The organism is Pseudoalteromonas piscicida, assembly GCF_002744175.1.
Taxonomy (GTDB): Bacteria; Pseudomonadota; Gammaproteobacteria; order Enterobacterales; family Alteromonadaceae; genus Pseudoalteromonas; species Pseudoalteromonas piscicida_B.
The window spans coordinates 64655-85501 of sequence record NZ_NKHF01000052.1 but is presented as its reverse complement, the minus strand read 5'-3'; the positions used below and the strand labels follow the sequence as shown (position 1 = coordinate 85501).

At 43.0% G+C, this 20847-nt stretch carries 18 protein-coding genes; 12 read left to right on the top strand and 6 right to left on the bottom strand.

Features of this window, described 5'->3' with window-relative positions:
* Positions 1–62 precede the first annotated feature (62 nt).
* Together CEX98_RS12045 and trmB are read right to left on the bottom strand one after the other, a co-directional pair.
* Positions 63–1091 (bottom strand): class I SAM-dependent methyltransferase, encoded by a 1029-nt coding sequence (locus CEX98_RS12045; protein WP_099642310.1) that lies wholly within the window; start codon positions 1089–1091, stop codon positions 63–65.
* Between the two features lie 88 nt (positions 1092–1179).
* On the bottom strand, positions 1180–1905 hold the full coding sequence (gene trmB / locus CEX98_RS12040; protein ID WP_099642309.1) for a tRNA (guanosine(46)-N7)-methyltransferase TrmB: 726 nt from the start codon (positions 1903–1905) through the stop codon (positions 1180–1182).
* 144 nt (positions 1906–2049) lie between these two features.
* Here trmB and mutY point away from each other — a divergent pair, with 144 nt between their 5' ends.
* Both mutY and CEX98_RS12030 read left to right on the top strand, forming a co-directional pair.
* Positions 2050–3111, top strand: a complete 1062-nt coding sequence (gene mutY, locus CEX98_RS12035) for an A/G-specific adenine glycosylase (RefSeq protein WP_099642308.1) — start codon at positions 2050–2052, stop codon at positions 3109–3111.
* 66 nt (positions 3112–3177) lie between these two features.
* Positions 3178–3450 carry an oxidative damage protection protein gene (locus CEX98_RS12030; RefSeq protein WP_099642307.1) on the top strand — a complete coding sequence of 91 codons (273 nt, stop codon included), beginning with the start codon at positions 3178–3180 and terminating at the stop codon, positions 3448–3450.
* 76 nt (positions 3451–3526) lie between these two features.
* On the opposite strand, the gene ispB is transcribed toward CEX98_RS12030, so the two are convergent.
* The gene (gene ispB, locus CEX98_RS12025) at positions 3527–4498 is read right to left on the bottom strand and encodes an octaprenyl diphosphate synthase (protein ID WP_099642306.1); all 972 of its coding nucleotides are present in this window, start codon (positions 4496–4498) and stop codon (positions 3527–3529) included.
* 417 nt (positions 4499–4915) lie between these two features.
* Between ispB and rplU the strand changes: the two genes are divergently transcribed.
* From rplU to glsB, 7 genes are all read left to right on the top strand, one after another.
* Positions 4916–5227 carry a 50S ribosomal protein L21 gene (rplU, locus tag CEX98_RS12020; RefSeq protein ID WP_099642305.1) on the top strand — a complete coding sequence of 104 codons (312 nt, stop codon included), beginning with the start codon at positions 4916–4918 and terminating at the stop codon, positions 5225–5227.
* Between the two features lie 19 nt (positions 5228–5246).
* A complete protein-coding gene (gene rpmA / locus CEX98_RS12015) occupies positions 5247–5504 on the top strand; it encodes a 50S ribosomal protein L27 (protein ID WP_010374578.1) in 258 nt (85 codons plus the stop codon).
* Between the two features lie 444 nt (positions 5505–5948).
* Complete coding sequence (gene cgtA, locus CEX98_RS12010; RefSeq protein WP_099642304.1) at positions 5949–7106, top strand: Obg family GTPase CgtA; 1158 nt, start codon at positions 5949–5951, stop codon at positions 7104–7106.
* Between the two features lie 367 nt (positions 7107–7473).
* Positions 7474–7965 carry a type 3 dihydrofolate reductase gene (gene folA / locus CEX98_RS12005; protein ID WP_172439765.1) on the top strand — a complete coding sequence of 164 codons (492 nt, stop codon included), beginning with the start codon at positions 7474–7476 and terminating at the stop codon, positions 7963–7965.
* A 79-nt stretch (positions 7966–8044) separates the two neighbouring features.
* A complete protein-coding gene (locus CEX98_RS12000; RefSeq protein WP_099642302.1) occupies positions 8045–8416 on the top strand; it encodes a DUF3718 domain-containing protein in 372 nt (123 codons plus the stop codon).
* 246 nt (positions 8417–8662) lie between these two features.
* Positions 8663–9019 (top strand): ribosome hibernation-promoting factor, HPF/YfiA family, encoded by a 357-nt coding sequence (gene hpf, locus CEX98_RS11995; RefSeq protein ID WP_099642301.1) that lies wholly within the window; start codon positions 8663–8665, stop codon positions 9017–9019.
* A gap of 88 nt (positions 9020–9107) precedes the next feature.
* On the top strand, positions 9108–10025 hold the full coding sequence (glsB, locus tag CEX98_RS11990) for a glutaminase B (RefSeq protein WP_099642300.1): 918 nt from the start codon (positions 9108–9110) through the stop codon (positions 10023–10025).
* Positions 10026–10295: 270 nt separating this feature from the next.
* Here glsB and CEX98_RS11985 read toward each other — a convergent pair whose 3' ends face one another.
* Positions 10296–11600 (bottom strand): inosine/guanosine kinase, encoded by a 1305-nt coding sequence (locus CEX98_RS11985; protein WP_099642299.1) that lies wholly within the window; start codon positions 11598–11600, stop codon positions 10296–10298.
* A gap of 261 nt (positions 11601–11861) precedes the next feature.
* Between CEX98_RS11985 and tadA the strand changes: the two genes are divergently transcribed.
* Complete coding sequence (gene tadA / locus CEX98_RS11980; protein WP_099642317.1) at positions 11862–12362, top strand: tRNA adenosine(34) deaminase TadA; 501 nt, start codon at positions 11862–11864, stop codon at positions 12360–12362.
* Here tadA and CEX98_RS11975 read toward each other — a convergent pair.
* Both CEX98_RS11975 and mltF read right to left on the bottom strand, forming a co-directional pair.
* On the bottom strand, positions 12359–12541 hold the full coding sequence (locus tag CEX98_RS11975) for a hypothetical protein (RefSeq protein ID WP_099642298.1): 183 nt from the start codon (positions 12539–12541) through the stop codon (positions 12359–12361). The genes tadA and CEX98_RS11975 overlap by 4 nt on opposite strands.
* A gap of 124 nt (positions 12542–12665) precedes the next feature.
* Entirely contained in the window at positions 12666–14096 is a 1431-nt protein-coding gene (gene mltF / locus CEX98_RS11970) for a membrane-bound lytic murein transglycosylase MltF (protein WP_099642297.1), read from the bottom strand.
* 201 nt (positions 14097–14297) lie between these two features.
* Between mltF and purL the strand changes: the two genes are divergently transcribed.
* The gene (gene purL / locus CEX98_RS11965; protein WP_099642296.1) at positions 14298–18182 is read left to right on the top strand and encodes a phosphoribosylformylglycinamidine synthase; all 3885 of its coding nucleotides are present in this window, start codon (positions 14298–14300) and stop codon (positions 18180–18182) included.
* 110 nt (positions 18183–18292) lie between these two features.
* On the top strand, positions 18293–20836 hold the full coding sequence (locus tag CEX98_RS11960; protein WP_099642295.1) for an intermembrane phospholipid transport protein YdbH family protein: 2544 nt from the start codon (positions 18293–18295) through the stop codon (positions 20834–20836).
* Positions 20837–20847 lie beyond the last annotated feature (11 nt).

The window sequence follows — 20847 nt, the reverse complement described above, 5'->3', positions numbered from 1 at the left end:
ATAAGGTCGGTTTACGTTCAGGTTTAGTGGCGTTAGTTAGCTAAACCCGAACGTGAGCAGCTTTATTGGGCTTTGTAGATGGCAAACTTAGTGTTTTTGGTGACAGTTTCAAATTGTTCAAACTGCGCTTCCAAGATTGGTGGATACTTGAGGAAGCTATTAGCTACAAGCTGAATATTTGATTTGGTGTCCATGTAGCGCTTGATATTATGTAGGAATTGTTCAGCGATATCGTAGTCTGTCGACTGCCCTGTATGGAAAGGCGGGTTGCTTAAAATAAGGTTGAACTTACCTTTAAGCTCGCTTAAACCGTCACTCAGTAATAGAGTGGCACTTAAGCCATTGAGCGTCAAAGTTTGCTGTGTCGCATAGAGCGCAAGTGCATTGACGTCTAAACAAGTAAATTTAAGTGTTGGGCTATTTAGCAAAGCGTAACAGGTGATAAGCCCAGCGCCACAACCAAAATCTAGCACCTTACCTTTATAGGGAAGGGTGACATTTTCCAGTAGTAGCTGAGTACCTGCGTCGAGTTTGCCGTGATTAAATACCCCAGGTAAGCTAGCTGCGCTAAACTCTGTCTGCGCGATACGGACTGTAAATGTTTGAATGTAATGACTTAAGTCAAAGCTTGGATTAGCAGTAAGCTGGTTAAACTCGTATAAAATGCAGTGTTTTGCGCTTTCTAATTTATAGCTGTGTGCAGCATGTTCTTTGAGTTGTTTTTCCGCACTTTTTACCCCACTTTTGTTTTCACCAACCACAAGCAGCCTAGTGTCGGGTGTGCTCAAGTGACGTATATTATCAAACACCATTTGTGCTTCAGGTTTTGACTTGGGGTAATAATAAATTACCAAGTCGATCTCATTCAACGGAGGTAGCTGATGGTCAACATAGCTAGTAACGCCAGAGATATTATTGGCATGCAGGTGATCTGCAAAGTCGAAACTAAAGGCATGAATCGCTGAAGTTGGGTTGAGCGCTTTTAATTCACGTAAAAAGCCATCTCGTTGATGATTAATAACCAGAATATTATTGGCGAGAAGCTCTTCTTCATTACGAAGTAACAGTAAGCTTGGGTTGGTAAATTGCAACGCTAACTCCTAGTGAATATGGTCAGTATATGGCCCGAAAGGCAATGAAGCAGCCATTTGAGCCGCTCCAATATATAAAGAGGGGTTTTTAGCTTATACGCTCAAACATTAAGTCCCAAACGCCGTGCCCTAAGCGGTGACCGCGCTGTTCAAACTTAGTAAGCGGTCTAAAGTCTGGACGAGGAACATAGTCATTGTTCTGTGACTGGTTTTTGTAACCAGGGGCCGCACTCATCACTTCAAGCATATGCTCAGCGTAGTTTTCCCAGTCAGTTGCCATATGGAACACTCCGCCTATCTTTAGTTTTTGACGAATTTTCTCAGCGAATTCAAGCTGCACAATACGACGTTTATGATGACGTTTCTTATGCCATGGATCTGGGAAGAATAACTGTAATTTGGCAAGGCTACCATCGGCAATACAGTCAGCAAGAATTTCAACGGCATCATGTTCAAACACGCGCAAATTTGTAATGCCTTGCTCGTCTGCATCCATTAAGCACGCGCCAACACCTGGGCGGTGTACTTCAATACCGATAAAGTTTTGCTCAGGGTTGTTTTTAGCCATTTCTACTAACGACTTACCCATTCCAAAACCGATTTCCAGAACGACGTCATTGCTATTTCCAAAGACTTCAGTCAAGTCGAGTAAGCCTTGTGTATGCTCTAACCCCATACTTGGCCAACATTTTTCTAATGCGGCTGCTTGGCCTTTTGTTAGGCGTCCTTCACGCTTAACAAAGCTACGCACTTTTCTGATGTACTTGCCTTCTTCCTGCGCCTGTTCTAACGCACTTTTGCTTGATTCGTTCATGGTCATTTCTATGCTGATGAAAATGGTCGCACATTATCGTCATTCAATTGCCAATAAACAAGTATAGAGTGAAATTTTACGAGGTGACTAATAAAGTAATTGTGATTACACTGGCGGCTTTTGTAGCAAGTATTATTCAGGTTTATGAAAGTTAGCCAACAACAAGCTAAGTGGTTTGGTGAGCAAGTTGTATCTTGGTATCACCTTCATGGTAGAAAAACACTGCCGTGGCAGCTGGGTAAAACACCTTATAAAGTATGGATTTCTGAGGTGATGTTACAGCAGACTCAAGTAACGACTGTTATTCCTTACTTTGAGCGCTTTATGGCGCGTTTTCCTACCGTTATAGAGCTGGCTGATGCGCCAGAAGATGAAGTTTTACACCACTGGACAGGCTTAGGTTACTACGCTCGAGCGAGGAATTTGCACAAGGCCGCAAAGGTGATTAGAGATGAATATCATGGCAGGTTTCCTGAAACTCTAGAAGCGGTTATGGATTTACCAGGCATAGGCCGCTCAACGGCAGGAGCGATACTCTCTCTTGCACTAGGTCAGCATCATCCAATACTTGATGGCAACGTAAAGCGTGTTCTGGCCAGGTTTTATATGGTTGAAGGCTGGTATGGTGTAAAAAAGGTAGAGAACCAATTATGGTCTTTAAGTGATGCCGTTACACCCAGTGGCGATGTGAGAGCGTTTAATCAAGCGATGATGGATCTAGGCTCTGGGGTGTGTACTCGGAGTAAGCCAAATTGTGAGGCGTGCCCACTGGTTACCGAGTGCAATGCGTTCAAAAGCAATCGAGTTAAAGAGTTCCCAAACCCCAAACCCAAAAAAGACAAGCCAAAAAAGCGCGCTCATCACCTGATCATTAAATGCGGTGATAGGGTACTAATGGAAAAGCGCCCTTCAAGCGGGATTTGGGGAGGCCTGTTTGGGTTCTTTGAGTTCACAGAGTTTTTAGATTTAGACAGCTTTGTGAGCCAGCAAGGGATAAGTGCATCTAGTACCAATACATTGGATCCCTTTGTGCATATCTTTACTCATTTTGAATTAACGATTACGCCTGTTGTCATTGAAGTCGATGTCATTCCCGATTGTGTCCATGAGCACCAATTGCTGTGGTTTGATATTCACAACCCGCCAGAAGTAGGACTTGCGGCACCGACTAAAAAGTTGGTTAAAGTCTTAGCGGCAATAAGGTAAACTGACGACATCAGCAGTGTCACGTTTGTTAAACGCGCACGATTAAAATTGAAGAGGTAGAAACTCATGGCTCGTACAGTATTTTGTCAAAAGTTACAAAAGGAAGCGCCAGGATTGGACTTTCAGCTTTACCCAGGTGAGGTTGGAGAGCGTATTTTTAACAATATCTCCAAAGAAGCATGGCAACAATGGCAGCATAAACAAACTATGCTTATTAATGAAAAGCATCTTAACATGATGGATCCAGACCACAGACAGCTGCTCGAGGAGCAGATGGTCGGATTTTTATTTGAAAACAAAGAAGTCGAAATTGAAGGCTATAGGCCTCCTGAAAAGTAAAAAAGGTCGCGCAAGCGACCTTTTTTGTGGATGCTATAACTACTTGAAGCTATCGTTACTTACTAACCAAAGCGTATTAATATTCTCTGTCCACAGACAGCTTTGCGAGCGCGATGAGTGCTTCTTTATGATCAGACTCTGGTAATATAGCCAACTGAGCAATGGCTTTTTGTGCTTCGTCTTGGGCTTTAGCCATTGTAAAATCAAGAGCTTTTGTTTCTGCCAGTGTAGTTAGAATATCTTCTAAGTAGTCTAATCCATTGCCACTTTCTATTGCTGTACGAATTTGAGCGGTTTGCTGTTCGTTTGCATGTTGCATGGCATAAATGAGCGGTAGGGTTGGCTTGCCTTCAGCTAAGTCGTCACCGATATTTTTGCCAAGAAGTTCGGCATTGGCGCTGTAGTCAAGAATATCATCGACAAGCTGGAAAGCCGTGCCTAAATGCATACCGTACAACTTTAATGCGGTTTTAACCTCTTCGGGTTGCTCTAGTACAACGGCTGATAGTAGTGTTGCCGCTTCAAAAAGTTTTGCAGTTTTACTATAAATAACCTGCATATAACTTTGCTCTGTGGTGTCAGGATCGTTGCAGTTCATGAGCTGCAGTACTTCACCTTCAGCGATGATATTGGTTGCATCAGCAAGGATTTGCATCACTTCCATATTGCCAAGACCTACCATCAGCTGAAATGAGCGAGTATAAATAAAATCACCCACTAATACGCTAGCGGCATTGCCAAACTCAGCATTCGCTGTGGGCTCACCACGACGTAAAGCCGACTCATCAACGACATCATCATGAAGTAAAGTAGCAGTGTGGATAAACTCGACAATTGTCGCTAATGTGATGTGTTTATCACCTTCATAACCTAATGCTCTGGCGGCCAAAAGGGCTAACATTGGGCGGATACGCTTTCCTCCGCTATTTACAATGTATAAACCTAGCTGTTTTACAAGTGCAACATCAGATTGCATTTGTTCATGTATAAGTTGGTTGACGTCAAGCATATCTTGCTCAACCAAGTTTTGGATAGTTTTTATATCCATTGCGCTCCGAGCCAATCTATTAACCGAAAATGAATAAACTCGGCGATTGTACTACAAAAAAACCAGCGACTCGATAAATTGTCGTAGTTGCTTATAAAAAAACGTTTTTATGCTTATTTTTTATCCTTGCTATGGGTGGAAGTTTAACCAATTCTGGTATTGGTACGGTTTTTTGGAACTCTAATCGGGAAACAAAATTATCGTTGCTAAACTGGCTTGTTGAGATAAAAAATAGCTTGGCTTTGACATTTTTTTGACTAGAATAGGGGAAAATATTTGATTGCCCTCATGCGAGCTAAATTTTATTCACTTTCTTCAAATTTACACTTGCGCCAAGATAAGCATTAGCGTAAACTTCGCGCCCTATTGAAGAATATTAAGTTGCGTCGATTTGAGGGCGCACAGACGGAGTTAATTATGTACGCGGTTTTCCAAAGTGGTGGTAAACAGCACCGTGTGACTGAAGGTCAAACAATTCGTTTAGAAAAGCTAAACGTTGAAACTGGTGCAGCAGTTGAATTTGATTCAGTACTTCTAATTGCTGATGGTGAAAAGATCGAGATCGGTGCACCGTTTGTTAACGGTGGTAAAGTGACAGCAGAAGTTGTTTCTCACGGTCGTGGCGAGAAGATTAAGGTTGTTAAATTTAGACGTCGTAAGCATTCTCGTAAGCAGATGGGCCACCGTCAGTGGTTCACTGAAGTTAAAATCACTGGCATTAGCGCTTAATTTTTAGAGGTACAGAAAGATGGCACATAAGAAGGCAGCTGGTAGTACTCGTAACGGTCGCGATTCAGAAAGCAAACGCTTAGGTGTTAAGCGTTTTGGTGGCGAATCAGTTCTAGCGGGTAGCATCATCGTTCGTCAACGTGGTACTAAGTTCCACGCAGGTTCTAACGCAGGTATCGGTAAAGACCACACAATCTTCGCAAAAGCAGACGGTAAAGTTGTTTTTGAGCAGAAAGGTCCTTTAAACCGTAAATACGTTAGCATCGTTGCTGAGTAATCGGTATTAAATATTAAAAAACCCCGCTTAGGCGGGGTTTTTTGTTTTAAGCACATCAATCATCATTTGTTATATCAATTTGCTTAATTAAGTGATCTATTTTGAGGCAAAAACCCTTGTCGATAACCAGACAAAATTTTGCGACTTAGTTGCTTTAACATTAAAGCTTTCAACGCAATTAACGTCAGCTTTAGCCTTACTTAAATTGAGCAAGCGCTAAACCAAAATAGCATTACACCAATTGCTTTGAGCAAACATGATTAGTTTACCACTATAAAGTTTCTTCAAAACTCGGTTTAGGCTTTTCTTATTAGTTGCTCTAATATAAGAAGCGTTAAGCACAGTTAGTATAGAGCTAATTCTATTGGTATTAGGAGTAGGAGCGTATTGCTGCTACTGCTATAATGATGAAGTGAATTCAGACAGAGTTAAAGAGTTTAAACCATGAAGTTTGTCGATGAAGTAGAAATTAGAGCGGAAGCCGGAGATGGGGGCAGTGGTGTCGTTTCATTCCGCCGCGAAAAGTTTGTGCCAGATGGTGGCCCGGACGGAGGTGATGGCGGTGATGGCGGTAGTGTATTCCTAGAGGCTGATGAAAATTTAAATACGCTTATCGACTATCAGTTTGAACGCTTTCACCGAGCTGAGCGCGGTACAAATGGTCAAGGCCGCAACTGTACTGGTAAAAAAGGTCAAGATTTAGTGCTAAAAGTACCTGTTGGTACTCGTGTCACTGATGTTGATACACAAGAGTGCCTAGGTGATTTAACTAAGCATGGGCAAAAGTTGATTGTCGCGAAAGGTGGCTTTCATGGCCTTGGCAACACGCGTTTTAAATCAAGTACAAACCGAGCTCCTAGACAAAAGACCTTAGGTACAGCGGGGGAAATTCGCAACCTACGCCTAGAGCTTATGTTACTAGCGGATGTTGGCTTGCTAGGATTGCCTAATGCAGGAAAATCTACATTTATTCGTAGTGTTTCTGCTGCTAAACCTAAAGTTGCAGACTATCCGTTTACAACACTAGTACCGAACTTAGGTGTTGTTAGACCAGAAGCTAGCAAATCATTTGTTATTGCTGATATTCCTGGGTTGATTGAAGGTGCTGCTGACGGTGCTGGTCTGGGGATCCGCTTCTTAAAGCACTTAGAACGTTGTCGTGTTTTATTGCATATCATTGATGTTATGCCAGTTGATGGTAGTGACCCCGTAGAAAATGGCTTTGCCATTATTAACGAGCTGCACCAATATAGCCCTAAGTTGGCAGAAAAACCGCGTTGGCTTGTGCTAAACAAGGTTGATTTATTGCTTGAGGAAGAAAGAGAAGAGGTTTGCTCGCGTATTGCACAAGAACTAGATGCCGAAAACTTTTATATGATTTCTGCTGCAAACAAATTAAACACACAACCACTTTGCTTCGATATCATGGAACTTCTTGAAAGTATGCCAAAAGATAAGTTTGAAGAAGAGCAGCAGGAAGAAGTGGAATTTAAGTGGGACACTTACCACAGGCATGCCACTAAGAATGAAAGCAATGACGATGATGATTGGGATGACTGGGATGATGACGACTATGACGTAGAAGTCATATACGAGCGTTAATCAACAGATCAAAGCATACACCATTTGTTTTAATACTTGTTCAATTTGAGGAAACGGATCAGGCGCTAACTGCGTTAAAAGTTTCTTATTTTGAACAAGTAAATAACCTGAGTTGGCATAATAACTTGTTCTCTAGCAGCTGTTATCCCTAACTACTGGTTAGAGCAAGATGCGGTGGCGAGGTTATCGACAAGATTTACTCGCCTCAAATACTCACTTAATTGAGTAAACTGCTCTAAAGGCCTACTCAGGGCCTTTTGTTAATTCCTCTCCCATTCCCTACATCCTAATCTATAGATGATATACTGTTCTGTATACTAAAAAGTTGTTTCCAAAAACTAATACTAAAATATTAAGAAGGTACATTGTGGTAATTTCAATGATAGCAGCAATGGCAAACAATCGTGTCATCGGAAAAGATAACGACATGCCTTGGCACCTGCCAGCTGATCTTCAGCATTTTAAAAAAGTTACGTTAGGTAAACCAGTAATCATGGGACGAAAAACATTTGAGTCTATTGGTAGGCCTTTACCGGGTAGAAGAAATATAGTCATATCTCGAAATCGCGACTACACTCAAGAAGGTATAGAAGTGGTTACTACGCCTGAAGCTGCGCTGCAGTCAGTGTCTGATTGTGAAGAAATTATGATAATTGGCGGTGGTCACATATATGACATATTCTTACCATATGCTCAACGCCTCTATTTGACCTTTATCGATCTTGACGTAGAGGGGGATACTCAATTTCCTGACTACAGCAGCGTTGGTGAATGGGAAGAGGTTGAAACTGAGTGTAACGAACCTGATGATAAGAATAACCATAGTTATAAATTCGTAACTCTGAACAAAAAACTATGAGTTTCTTGCTAACAATTGTTTAGGTTGCTAAAATATAGTCAGTTATATGCTACGAATAAAGTATTAAAGGGTCTGTGTAATGAAATTAACTACCGTGCTACTGTCAGTAACCATTGCTGTTGCAGCTTTTTCTTTTAGCAAACCAGCAAGTGCAAACGAACAGTTGGCGCTTTCTTTGTGTGAGTACATCGCTGCTGATGATAAAAATCGTATTCGTAAAGCGCTTAAAACAGCGCGCCTAAAAATGCGTAATATCTATGATGGGATCCAGTGCAACGGTAATAACTTACTAAGACATGCTATTGCTAGCAATGCAAACGACTCAGGTGAATATATCATCAAGAGTATTCCGAAAAGTGCTTTAGAAGATGGCAAAGATTTGGCGTGGGCTGAATCTAACCATGCTGGCTCTGCTTTAATTGCTGTAATCAAAGACCGAGCTGGTCTTTAATCTAAAAGCAAACTTTGACTTAAAAGCCCTTTTATAGGGCTTTTTTGTTTTCTTGAATCTTTCCTTCATACACTAACTTATTTAACCTTCTGATTTATAAAGTATTAGTTTAATAGAACTGTACACTTTCTTGATAAAAATCATTTTCTTTCCAATTTTTGTAATAAATTTCTGTTAGGACTCTTGAGAAATATAGCAATCGTGCCAATACTATATTTAAGGGTAAACGCAAAAGAAGGATTGCATATGAAGATTAATTTATCTGGCCATCACGTAGATGTAACCGATGCTGTTAAAAACCACGTTCATGAAAAGTTTGCCAAGATCGCTAACCATTTTCCGTCGTTGTTATCCCTTGACATCATCATCAGTAAAGAACACAAACAATTTTACACGGAGATTAGTACAAATTACGCAGGTAGCCGGATATCGGTGAAGGGTGAAGATGAAGTGATGTATCCAGCTATTGCTAGAGCGTCAAAAAAACTAGATGCGGCATTAAAACACCGTAAAGGACAATTAAAAGCAAATAAACATCAAAAACCGGTGAGTACTACCCCACCCATCGCGCACGAGATCATTCAGGAAATGGAACTAAAATAAGCATAGTTCCTAATAAATATCAGGCCCTACGGGGCCTTTTTTGATACACTTCCTGCAATTCTTCTAGCCAGTTTTTAATCGCAAGCTTATGCCAAATTATCAAAAGATTTTAGAGCAAGCCGTTCTGCGGGTTCAGCCTTTGCTGCGCCAAGGTAAAGTCGCTAATTACATTCCTGCCTTAGCAGAGCAAGAGTTAGAACAGTTCTCTGTGGCACTACACACTGTTGAGGGTGAAACCTTTAGTGCAGGAGACATAGAAGCCAGATTTACCATACAGTCAGTATCTAAAGTCATGACACTAACGTTGGCATTACAGCGCTATGGTGATGAGCTTTGGCAGCGAGTTGGTAAGGAACCCTCAGGTACAGCTTTTAACTCTTTAACTCAGCTTGAGTTTGAAAATGGCATTCCACGTAACCCTTTTATTAATGCAGGCGCCATAGTTACCTGCGATGCCTTATATTCTCGCTTGTCGGCTCCTATCCATACCATGCTAGAAAGCTACCGAGCGATGTCTGGTAACGATAAGCTGTGCATTAATAAGATAGTGGCGCAATCGGAATATGATCATAGGTACAGAAATGCAGCAATGGCGTATTTGATGAAATCGTTCGGTAATTTCAATAATGAAGTCGAAGATGTGCTGTGGTCATACTTTAACTTTTGTGCGATTGAAATGAACACCACTGAATTAGCAAAGTCGTTTTCTTACCTTTCAAGCCAAGGCTACTGTGACTCATCAAAGCAGCGGATCTTAACCAAAAAGCAAACAAAGCAAATGAACTCGTTGCTATTTACAAGTGGTCTTTACGATGCCGCAGGTGATTTTGGATATCGAGTTGGTATGCCTGGGAAATCTGGTGTCGGTGGTGCGATCATCGCTATTGTGCCTAATCGCTTTACAATTTCGGTATGGTCACCAGGACTGGATAAAGTCGGTAACTCCTTAGCTGGGATCGCTGCACTGGAATATTTGTCCAATGAACTTGGAACCGCTATTTTTTAATACTTACATAGGCTTAACAGATATAAAAATAGCGACCTCAGTCGCTATTTTTATAAAATACCATGTAGGCTTAATACTTATACCAATCCGCATTAATACCTGCTCAATTTGAGGGAGTGGTTCTGACGCTAACCACACTAAAAATTTCCTATTTAGAACAAGTAAATAGCAAAAACTTTTGGTGTTATCGACAAGATATTTTCGCCTCAAAATAGACCGCTAAATTAACCTAAGTTTAGGTTAATTATCCCAGGCTCATATTAATTAGTATTATTTTTCCCAATATGATTGCTCAAGCGAGTCTTCACGCTCAGGAAGGCCTCTAGATAATCTTGGAGAATGTTGCACCAAAACTTCATAACTCGCTCGGTTTGCGTACTTACTGATCTGAGCAAGTGATGAGTAGGTGATTGCGCTTTGTTCGTGTTTGGCTGAATTCGGCACGTTTAATTTGTGGTACTCATTGGCGCAAATATCGTGTAATACCGCAGCAAGTGCGCAGTCGCCCGCACCATTAGTATTTTTTATAATATCAGGGCCACCCATATAAGGTGCTGTGTGGCTGTACGCCTTGATTGGTTTATCACATTGAGATTTCTTCATTGCTCGAGAAAACTCGTAGCGATTAAACTCAGGAATAGCGCCCGGTAATAGTGGGTATTCAGTTGCACGTTTACAGCTATTATCAACGTAACCGGCCATAAATAGTCCTTTTGGACCTGCTGTGCAAATAACCAAATCCACCCAGTCTAGTGCCTTATCGGCCGCTAGAAGGGGATCGTTATAGCCTGTGATTGCTTCACCTTCTTCTTCATTCATAGCCAAAATATCGACGTGTTTAGCAACGAATTCAGCCCACCAGTCAGGGTCTTGTTCAATCAAGAATTTGGTGCCAAGCGTTAAAACAACAGGTACACCCGCATTGTTCGCGTATTCTACTGCCTGCATTGTTGCTTGGGTCATGGTTTCATCACCACTTGTACGCATCAAGTAAGCGCTGATCACAAGGGCTGATGACTCTTCAATCAATGTTTGGCAAATAGATTCTGGACGCAAGTGATTCATCAGTCCTGCACTAATGGCAAAAGTACGTTCGCCACTGTCATCTATCAATGTGAAACAGCGACCAATCGGACCGTCTACCGGCTGCAAGTAATCTAAATCAACTCGACTGGAGGTATTACACAAAAATTTATAGGCGTAACTACCAATTTTTATGTTTTCACTCATAACACCAAGTAGCACAGAGCGGTCATCTGCTAATACAGAATAGTTGTGCATGGTATTACCAATGGTCCCGCCTGCAAATTCATAGTCGATCATGTCATCACGTTTTAGCCTGTCATAAAGGGCGTTGGTGACATCATTGTCTATCACTTGTGACATACCGCGCTGCAAGTGGAATTCATCAAGAAAAGCTTGATCCACTTTGGCTTCGATATCAACGACGATTTGATCTATACCACAGATATAGCTCCTTTTTAGCCGATCATCAGCGTGTAACTGGTTAATAAGCGGATCTTTATCTTCCACCGGAAAATAGTGTTTATGCCTACGGCGTCCCGGAAATTTCATATTCTACCCGTGTGTTTTTTGAGCTTACGAAATAAAAAAAGCGGCGAATTATAGCGTAATTCCCACCCTATGAGCCACGGCAAAATTGCGAAAATCATCAATAAACTCTGCAAAATATTAAAAAGATGTTGGTAACATCCTGAGTTTGCTTATAAAAACACCTCTATTTTAGGGTGCGATTATTTAAGAATAGCAGCTTAACCTTACTCCTGCTGAAGGTGATATAATTCAAATTAAGTGAAAATGAAAACAAAGTTACCCATGCCAGAAGTAAAAGACGATCAATATTGGATGCAAATGGCACTTGAGTATGCAGATAAGGCTGAAGCTGAAAATGAAATCCCAGTAGGGGCGGTAGTAGTTAAAAATGGCGAAATGATTGCTGCTGGTTGGAACCGCTCAATTACTTGTCATGATCCTTCGGCTCATGCAGAAATGATTGCTATTCGAGAAGCCGGGAAAGTTGTCGAAAACTATCGACTCGTTGACTGCACATTGTACGTAACGCTTGAGCCATGCCCTATGTGTGCGGGATTGCTGGTTCACAGCCGCTTGAGCCGAGTGGTTTTTGGTGCAAAAGATGCAAAAACTGGGGCGGCTGGTTCTATTATGAATTTGTTACAGCATGAGCAACTTAATCATCAACTAGAGATAACAGCGGGTGTGCTAGAGGAAATTTGTGGTGAAAAGCTTTCTGCGTTTTTTAGACGCAGGAGGAAAGAGATTAAAGCAGCCAAAAAGCTGAAAAACGGTAGTACTTAAGGCTGTACTACCGCTGCGTGTGCTTTTGCTTCTCGTTGCTCTTCCATTTGAATTAATGCAAAAATACGATGGCGTAACAACATTTTTCTGTGTGCATTTCTCATCATCACACGGCGGCGATTAGGCGACGTGTATTTAGTATTACGTTTAAACTGATGATTCCGACGTCTTCTCAACATAGAACCTCCTAATGTGAGAGATTAACGGGGAAGCTCCCCAATGATAATTAGTATTAATACGCTATGCCTATGACAGATTTATGACCTTTTGAAGCATTTATCAAGCCAATATCGTAACTATTAGTTACTGTTGCTGGGCGACGTCACTGGTTTTATTGGGATTATCAACAGGAGTCGTTTGCGAAGAGGCTGTGTTGCTATCGGGTAGGAGCGCCCCGTTGTCTTCTAACCAGACGAGCGCATCATAGTAACGGCGTATGTTATCTACATACGTAACCGCAACATCACCACGGGCATATCCATATCGTGTATTTCGATAGTAGCGCTTTTTAGTCAGCAGTGGTAGTCGTTTTTTAACGTCTGCCCAGTTATTCGGATCACCACCTTGATCTTTGGTAATATTGCGAGCATCGCGAACATGTCCCCAGCCGACATTATAAGATGCTAAGGCTAACCAAGTGCTGTCTGGCTGTTGAATTTCCTCAGGCATACGATCAAATAAAATGCGCAAATACTTAGCACCACCTTCTATATTTTGCTGAGCATTAAGGCGGTTGGTGACGCCTACTTTTTTGGCGGTAGGTTGAGTTAGCATCATAATACCACGAACGCCGGTGGGCGACTTGGCTCTTGGATCCCACATTGATTCTTGATAACTTACAGCTGCAAGTAGTCGCCAGTCTATATTATGCTGCTTTGAGTAGCTCTTGAACCATTTTAGGTACTTTGGCAAGGTATCATGGACAGCCTCAACAAACGCCAGGGTGTTTACGTAGTTGAACTCTTCAATATGACCAAAGTATTTTTCTTCCAGTGTGGCTAAAAAGTTATTTTGTTTTACCCGCGCAAAAAATGGTGGTAGCAGCGAGTAAAGTGAATCGTCTTTCTCGTTACGCATCATCCAAGCGACGTGTTCGTCTTGAGTGACAGAAAAGGCAATGCTAACGGTTGGGTGGTAACGCCTAAACAGGGCTAATGAGTGAGAGTCGGTGATAGTGTAGTCGACCTCACCATCAATAATAGCCTGTAATAACTCTTCTTCCCCTTTGTCTGATACGACTTCCCATGTTAAATGAGGATGCTTGGTTTTCGCCTCTTCCAATGCAATAACATGATTGCTGTGAGCCAGCACAGTAATCGGTGCGTCGATATCATCAAAATCTCTAGGCCACTCTCGGCCTTGTTTATAAACCATCTTTTGGCTGATCATGCGATAGGTTGGACCAAAGCGATATTGTGCTGTTCTGGATGGATGAAAGCTGATTGCAGATGCTACGATATCCAAATCACCCGTGTTTAATCGTGTGAATAACTCATCCAAACTAAAGTAGGGTATGATGTGCAATTCAACCCCTAACTCTTTGGCAAACTCACTGGCTAATTCATATTCATAGCCTTGCTCACCCGTAGTGCCCTGATAATAGTTACCAGGCCCTGCCAATGTACCAACACGTAATACATTGTTTTGCTTGATATGCTGCAATTGGTTTAAGGGAGCTTTGTCGCACCCAAGCAAAAAGGTGATAACAAAGCACGTAAAGATGTATTTGAACATGAACAAGGCTCTCTTTGGTGCTCGAATTCTCAACTTACCGCAGCAAACTTATAATTGCAAAAGCCGAATTAACTCAAGGTAATGATGGATTTGCATGATATTTTCTAGTTTTGACAAATTAGTGTTAATTCCGAGCGCTATTTCCACTATAATGAGCGCCCAAAGATATCGTTCAATCCTTAACCCCGGATGAAAATACCTATGTTAATCCTACGTGGTGCACCTGCACTTTCAGATTTCAAAGTCCAAAAGATCCTTAAAACCTGCGCTGCAGCTCAAATACCTGTTACGAATGTGTACGCTGAATTCATGCACTTTGCTGATTTAACGGCTGAACTTTCAGAAGCAGAGCTCACAAAGCTAAACAGCCTGTTAAAGTATGGACCGACTATTACGGAACACACGCCAGAGGGCAAGCTGATCTTGGTAACACCAAGGATCGGAACAATTTCTCCTTGGGCTTCTAAAGCGACAGATATTGCAAACAACTGTGGTCTTACGCAAGTACACCGTGTTGAGCGTGGTATTGCTTACTATGTTGAGGGTGAACTAACACAAACTCAGTTTGAAGAAGTCGCACAGCTACTTCATGACCGTATGACAGAGTCTGTTCATGCAGAGCTTGATGATGCCGCTAAATTATTCCGTACCGAAACGCCACGCCCAATGTCTTCTGTTGACATTTTAGCTGGCGGCCGTGAAGCATTAGCCATGGCAAACGTTGAGCAAGGCTTTGCTCTTGCCGATGACGAAATAGACTATCTAGTAGAAAGCTTCGAAAAGCTAGGTCGTAACCCTAATGACATCGAACTATTCATGTTTGCCCAGGCAAACTCTGAGCATTGTCGTCACAAAATTTTTAACGCTGATTGGACAATTGATGGTGTAGAACAGCCTAAGTCGCTGTTTAAAATGATTAAAAACACCTACGAAACCAATAGCGACAACGTATTGTCGGCCTATAAAGACAATGCCGCAGTAATGACTGGTTCTAAAGCAGGTCGTTTCTTCCCAAATACGAAAGGTGAGTATACTTACCACGAGGAAGACATCCACATTTTGATGAAGGTGGAAACACATAACCACCCAACGGCGATTGCACCATTCTCTGGCGCGTCAACAGGGTCAGGTGGTGAGATCCGTGATGAAGGTGCAACGGGTCGCGGCTCTAAACCAAAAGCGGGTTTAGTGGGTTTTACGGTTTCTAACCTCCGTATTCCAGGCTTTGAACAGCCTTGGGAAACTGACTTTGGTAAACCAGGACGTATTGTTAACGCGCTAGACATCATGTTGGATGGCCCACTTGGTGGCGCTGCATTTAATAACGAATTCGGTCGTCCAAACCTACTGGGTTATTTCCGTACATACGAAGAAAAAGTTGACAGCCACAACGGCGCTGAGGTGCGTGGTTACCATAAGCCAATCATGATTGCCGGCGGTCTAGGTAACATTCGAGAGGATCACGTACAAAAAGGTTCTATTCCAGTAGGTGCTAAGCTAATCGCATTAGGTGGACCTGCAATGAACATCGGCCTTGGCGGCGGTGCAGCTTCATCGATGGCTTCAGGTCAATCAAATGAAGACTTAGATTTTGCTTCTGTTCAACGTGAAAACCCAGAGATGGAACGTCGTTGTCAGGAAGTGATCGACAAATGTTGGCAGCTCGGTGATGACAACCCAATTGCGTTTATTCACGATGTGGGCGCTGGTGGCTTATCAAATGCATTTCCTGAGCTTGTCGACGACGGCGGCCGTGGTGGTAAGTTTGAACTGCGTAACATCCCGAACGATGAACCTGGCATGGCACCTCACGAAATCTGGTGTAACGAGTCGCAAGAGCGTTATGTGTTGGCAGTTGCGGCAGAAGATTTTGCTCGCTTTGAAGCAATTTGTAAGCGTGAGCGCGCACAATATGCGGTAATTGGTGAAGCGACGGAAGAGCGTCATCTAACAGTATCTGACAACCACTTTGACAATAACCCAGTTGACCTGCCGCTTGACGTACTACTTGGCAAGCCCCCTAAAATGCACCGTGACGTAGAATCAAAGCGTGCTGTAGGTAAAGCACTTGATACAGCAGGTATTGCGCTTGAAGATGCTGCAAAGCGTTTACTTCGTCTACCAACGATTGCTGAGAAAACATTCCTTATCACGATTGGCGATAGAACTGTAACGGGTCTAGTTGCACGTGATCAGATGGTTGGTCCTTGGCAGGTGCCAGTGGCAAACTGCGCAGTAACGGCTGCAACTTACGATACATACCACGGTGAAGCGATGTCTATGGGTGAGCGTACCCCAGCTGCACTTCTTAACTATGGTGCATCGGCTCGTCTAGCTGTGGCAGAAGCATTAACCAACATCGCTGGTGCTAACATCGGTAGCCTAAACAACATTAAACTTTCTGCAAACTGGATGGCCGCAGCGGGTCACCCTGGCGAAGATGCGGGACTTTATGAGGCGGTTAAAGCGGTTGGTGAAGAGCTATGCCCTGCGCTAGGTCTGACTATTCCAGTTGGTAAAGACTCAATGTCGATGAAGACCAAGTGGGATGAAAATGGTGAAGAAAAATCAGTAACTGCGCCATTATCACTTGTCATTACTGCATTTGGTCGTGTTGAAGATATTCGTAAAACAGTAACCCCTGAGCTTCGTACTGACAAAGGCGAAACTAGCTTGTTCCTACTGGATTTAGGTGCCGGTCAAAACCGTCTTGGTGCCTCAAGTTTAGCGCAAGTATACAAACAGCTTGGCGACAAGACTCCTGATGTAGACAGCCCAGAGTTGTTGAAAGGTTTCTACAATGCCGTGCAAGCATTGGTTGAGTCAGGCAAGCTTATCGCTTATCACGACCGTTCTGATGGTGGTTTGTTTACTACGGCAGCGGAAATGGCGTTTGCCGGCCATACAGGTGTGAGCATTGAATTAGATGCGCTTCAAGGTACGGACTTAGAGGTGTTATTCAATGAGGAGTTGGGGGCCGTAATACAAGTGCATAATGACGATATCGCAGCAGTTGAAGCGGTATTTGCTGAGCATGGTATTGCTGATATTGCGCATCGCATCGGTACGCTAAATAGCGAAGATAAGATTACCTTCACTCGCGGTGGTAAGGCAGTGCTTGAAAATACTCGCACAGAGCTGCGTACTATTTGGGCTGAAACAACATACCAGATGCAGGCACTACGTGATAACCCTGACTGCGCTAAGCAAGAGTTTGATGCTAAGTTCGACGAAAAAGATCCAGGTCTTAACGTTAAACTAAGCTTTGATCTTAACGAAGATATCGCCGCACCTTACATTGCAAAAGGGGTGAAGCCTCAAGTTGCAATTTTGCGTGAGCAAGGCGTTAACTCGCATATCGAAATGGCAGCAGCATTCAACCGCGCTGGTTTTGCAGCAATCGATGTACACATGAGTGATATTCTCGAAGGTCGCTTAACACTAGAGCAATTCAAAGGTCTAGTAGCCTGTGGTGGTTTCTCATATGGTGACGTTTTAGGTGCTGGTGAAGGTTGGGCGAAATCAATCCTATTCCATGACTCTGCACGCGAGCAATTCCAAGGCTTCTTCCAACGCCAAGATACCTTTAGCTTAGGTGTGTGTAATGGTTGTCAGATGCTTTCTACATTGAAAGAGCTGATCCCGGGCACGGAAAACTGGCCACGTTTCGTAACCAACAAGTCAGAGCGTTTTGAAGCGCGCTTCAGCCTAGTTGAAGTGCAGCAAAGCCCATCGATTTTCTTTGATGGTATGGCGGGATCTCGTATGCCAATCGCAGTATCACACGGTGAAGGCCATGCTGAGTTTGCAAATGAAGCTGCGGTACAAACAGCATTGAATTCAGGTTCAGTTGCCGTGAAGTTTGTTGATAACTACGGTAATCCAACAACACAGTATCCGGCGAACCCGAACGGCTCTCCGGCTGGTATTACGGGCATGACTTCAACAGACGGTCGTGCAACTGTGATGATGCCGCACCCTGAGCGTGTATTCAGAGCAGTCGCAAACTCTTGGCACCCAGATGAGTGGCAAGAAGATAGCCCTTGGATGCGTATGTTCCGCAATGCGCGCAAGCTAGTAGGCTAACGCGAGATATGGTTGAAAAGGTCACTTCGGTGACCTTTTTTATTCATGGCTTGATAATTATCTCTCGGGTACACTAAAAGGAAAGTAGCAATCATATTTTAAGGATGCGAATGAAAAAGTGGCTTTGGAGTGTAGCCTTGATACTCAGTTTTTTTGTGGCTGTTTACCTTGCTAGAGTTCCTTTGTCGCTCTGGGTTGTTAAGCAGTTTGTTCCTGTCGAGACGCTACAGGTTAGTTGCTTAGACTGGCGTTTATCTGGTGTCAATCGTATTCATATCCGTAAAGCATGTGTGCAATCCGACGCTTTCAATGTCCAGATCTACGATGCGCAAGTGAATATGCAGCAAATAGATATTGCGTCTGTAGCGCTGCAACTTCGTTCATCAAAAAGTACAGACTCAGCCAAGCCTCAGCGGCTGTCGTTACCTGTTAATATTACTAGGCCTAGAGTAAATATTGCACGCGTAACCTTGTCAGGGAAACCATTACCGAGCCCGTTAAATATAGCTGTTACAGAGCCTACACTAAACCAATTTGAAGTTGCGGGAGATATAACGGCGAGCCTAGCACTTCACCCTGCTGAACTTGTCGCAAAGATAGAGCTTGGCGGTGAATACCTCAGCGCTTTGTTACCCACTCAAGTCCGTGCACTTGCTGGGCATTCAGAGTTGCAATTTGACGGTCTCACACTCAACACATTGACAGAACTAGAAGCGCTTGTAGCGATGGAACACACACGCTGTGAGGGGACCACCGCTTATATTGGCACGGTAACTGCTGAGTATGATCTCAGTTCGCAACAAGGTCAGTTGTTGGTAAACACACCGATTTCAGTTAACACGGCTTTACACTGTGTGCCCGCTCAATACCAACAATTACTTCCTGCTAGTTGGCAGCTCAGCGTGCAAGATAAGATATCTATTTCACCAACCACTATTACCATACCTGAAGTCGTTATCGCTGCTGAGGATAAAGCATTACAGCTCAGTGCCAAAAACCTTGCTATAAACTTACCAGCGCATTCAGCTGTTGGTGATGTACAGTTACAGTTATCCGATGAAAAGCTAGGGCAGCACGCATTAAGTGCAACGTTTAAGGTTCAGCCTAATCTCATTGATATGCGAGGTGAACTCACTAGTGGGCTGAGTAAACTAACGCGAGTAAACATGCTCACAGCTGATAACGTTGAACTAACTAGCCATTTTAAGCTATTTGGAGATCCTAACGATGTGCTCACGATTGATGCATCCCCAAGGTTATTGTCAAGCCAACTATCGATGCAAGGTTTAGTATTCAATAATCCAGCTATTAAACTAGATGTGGCAGCACAACTTGATATCACAAAGTTGCAAAGCGGGGATCGGGTGCATAATACAATCCCAGAGGGGATCAGTTTTACTGCGCAGTTAGATTCCCAGTTGCCTCGTTTGGACTTTGCTAGTGGCTCTATCAAAGAGTCCGCATTGCAAGGAAGTGCAACTCTGAATACAGCGCAAGAGTTTGATATCAGCATTGCGCTTACTGCCAAGCAAATTCAACAAGGTGATCATCAAGTCAATCAGTTGGCACAACAATTTAAGTGGCAAGGAAACGTCGCTGCAGGAGAAATTTTTTCGACCTTAGAAGGGCAAACTCAAATCGCGAACGTTGTACTTCCAAAGCTCAGTCTCAATAACATAGAGGTGATAAGTAAAGGGCAACAAAATAGAGGGGTCATCGCTTCGCACTCGATAACTATGGATGGCATTAAGATGCTAGTTGAACATCAATATTCGAGCCTGAAGCATCCTATCACCGTTCTGCTTCCTACACAGCAGTTAGATACGTTGCAGCCTTACCTCGAGCAATTATTGCCGACACTCAAAGTTACGGGGGGCCGTTACTTTGCCACCCTTGAAGGTGATTTATCGACACGTATTTTTTCGGTAAATGCTGGTCTTCGGGAGGGGGCTGCCTTATTCAACGAGCGGTTGGTGCAAAATGCAAAAGTTGATGTATCGGGGTTAATTAGTTCAGCTAATATTCAACTAATTCCCACCACACTGAGTGTTGAAGAATTAAGAGCGGGTGTGGTGGTCCAAAAGATTAAGGCAAATTTGTTAAGTGAGGCTGGAGTCGCAAAATTAACCGATATTCGTGCTAATGTATTTGCCGGACAAGTTATGATTGCTGAAGTTAACTTAGTTCCTACTCCTCAAGTTGTTCAGGTTGGCTTAGATAAATTGAGCTTGGATTTGATTGCCGAATCTGGACATGATGCTGGTGTAGAGCTTCGCGGACTGATCTCTGGGAGATTGCCTGTTCAGGTTTCTTCATCTGGAGTAAAAATTGAATCGGGTAAGGTTCACAATGTCGGTGAGGGGTTATTAAAAGTTGAAAACAATGCATCAATTAATGCCTTAAAAGAAGAGCAACCGAGTTTACAGACGGTGATCGGTGTGTTGGATGAGCTGACCATAGAGCAGTTAAATAGTGATGTAAGCCTAAGCGAAGAAGGGTGGCTGGATTTAGATGTGAAAATCACAGGAATTAACAAACTCCAACAACAACCTGTAAACTTTAACTATACACATTCAGAAAATGTGTTTACCTTATTACGGGCCTTACGCTTGAGCGATGAAATTACGCGTGAAGTGGAAAAAGCATTAAAGTAAGAGGAGCGTTA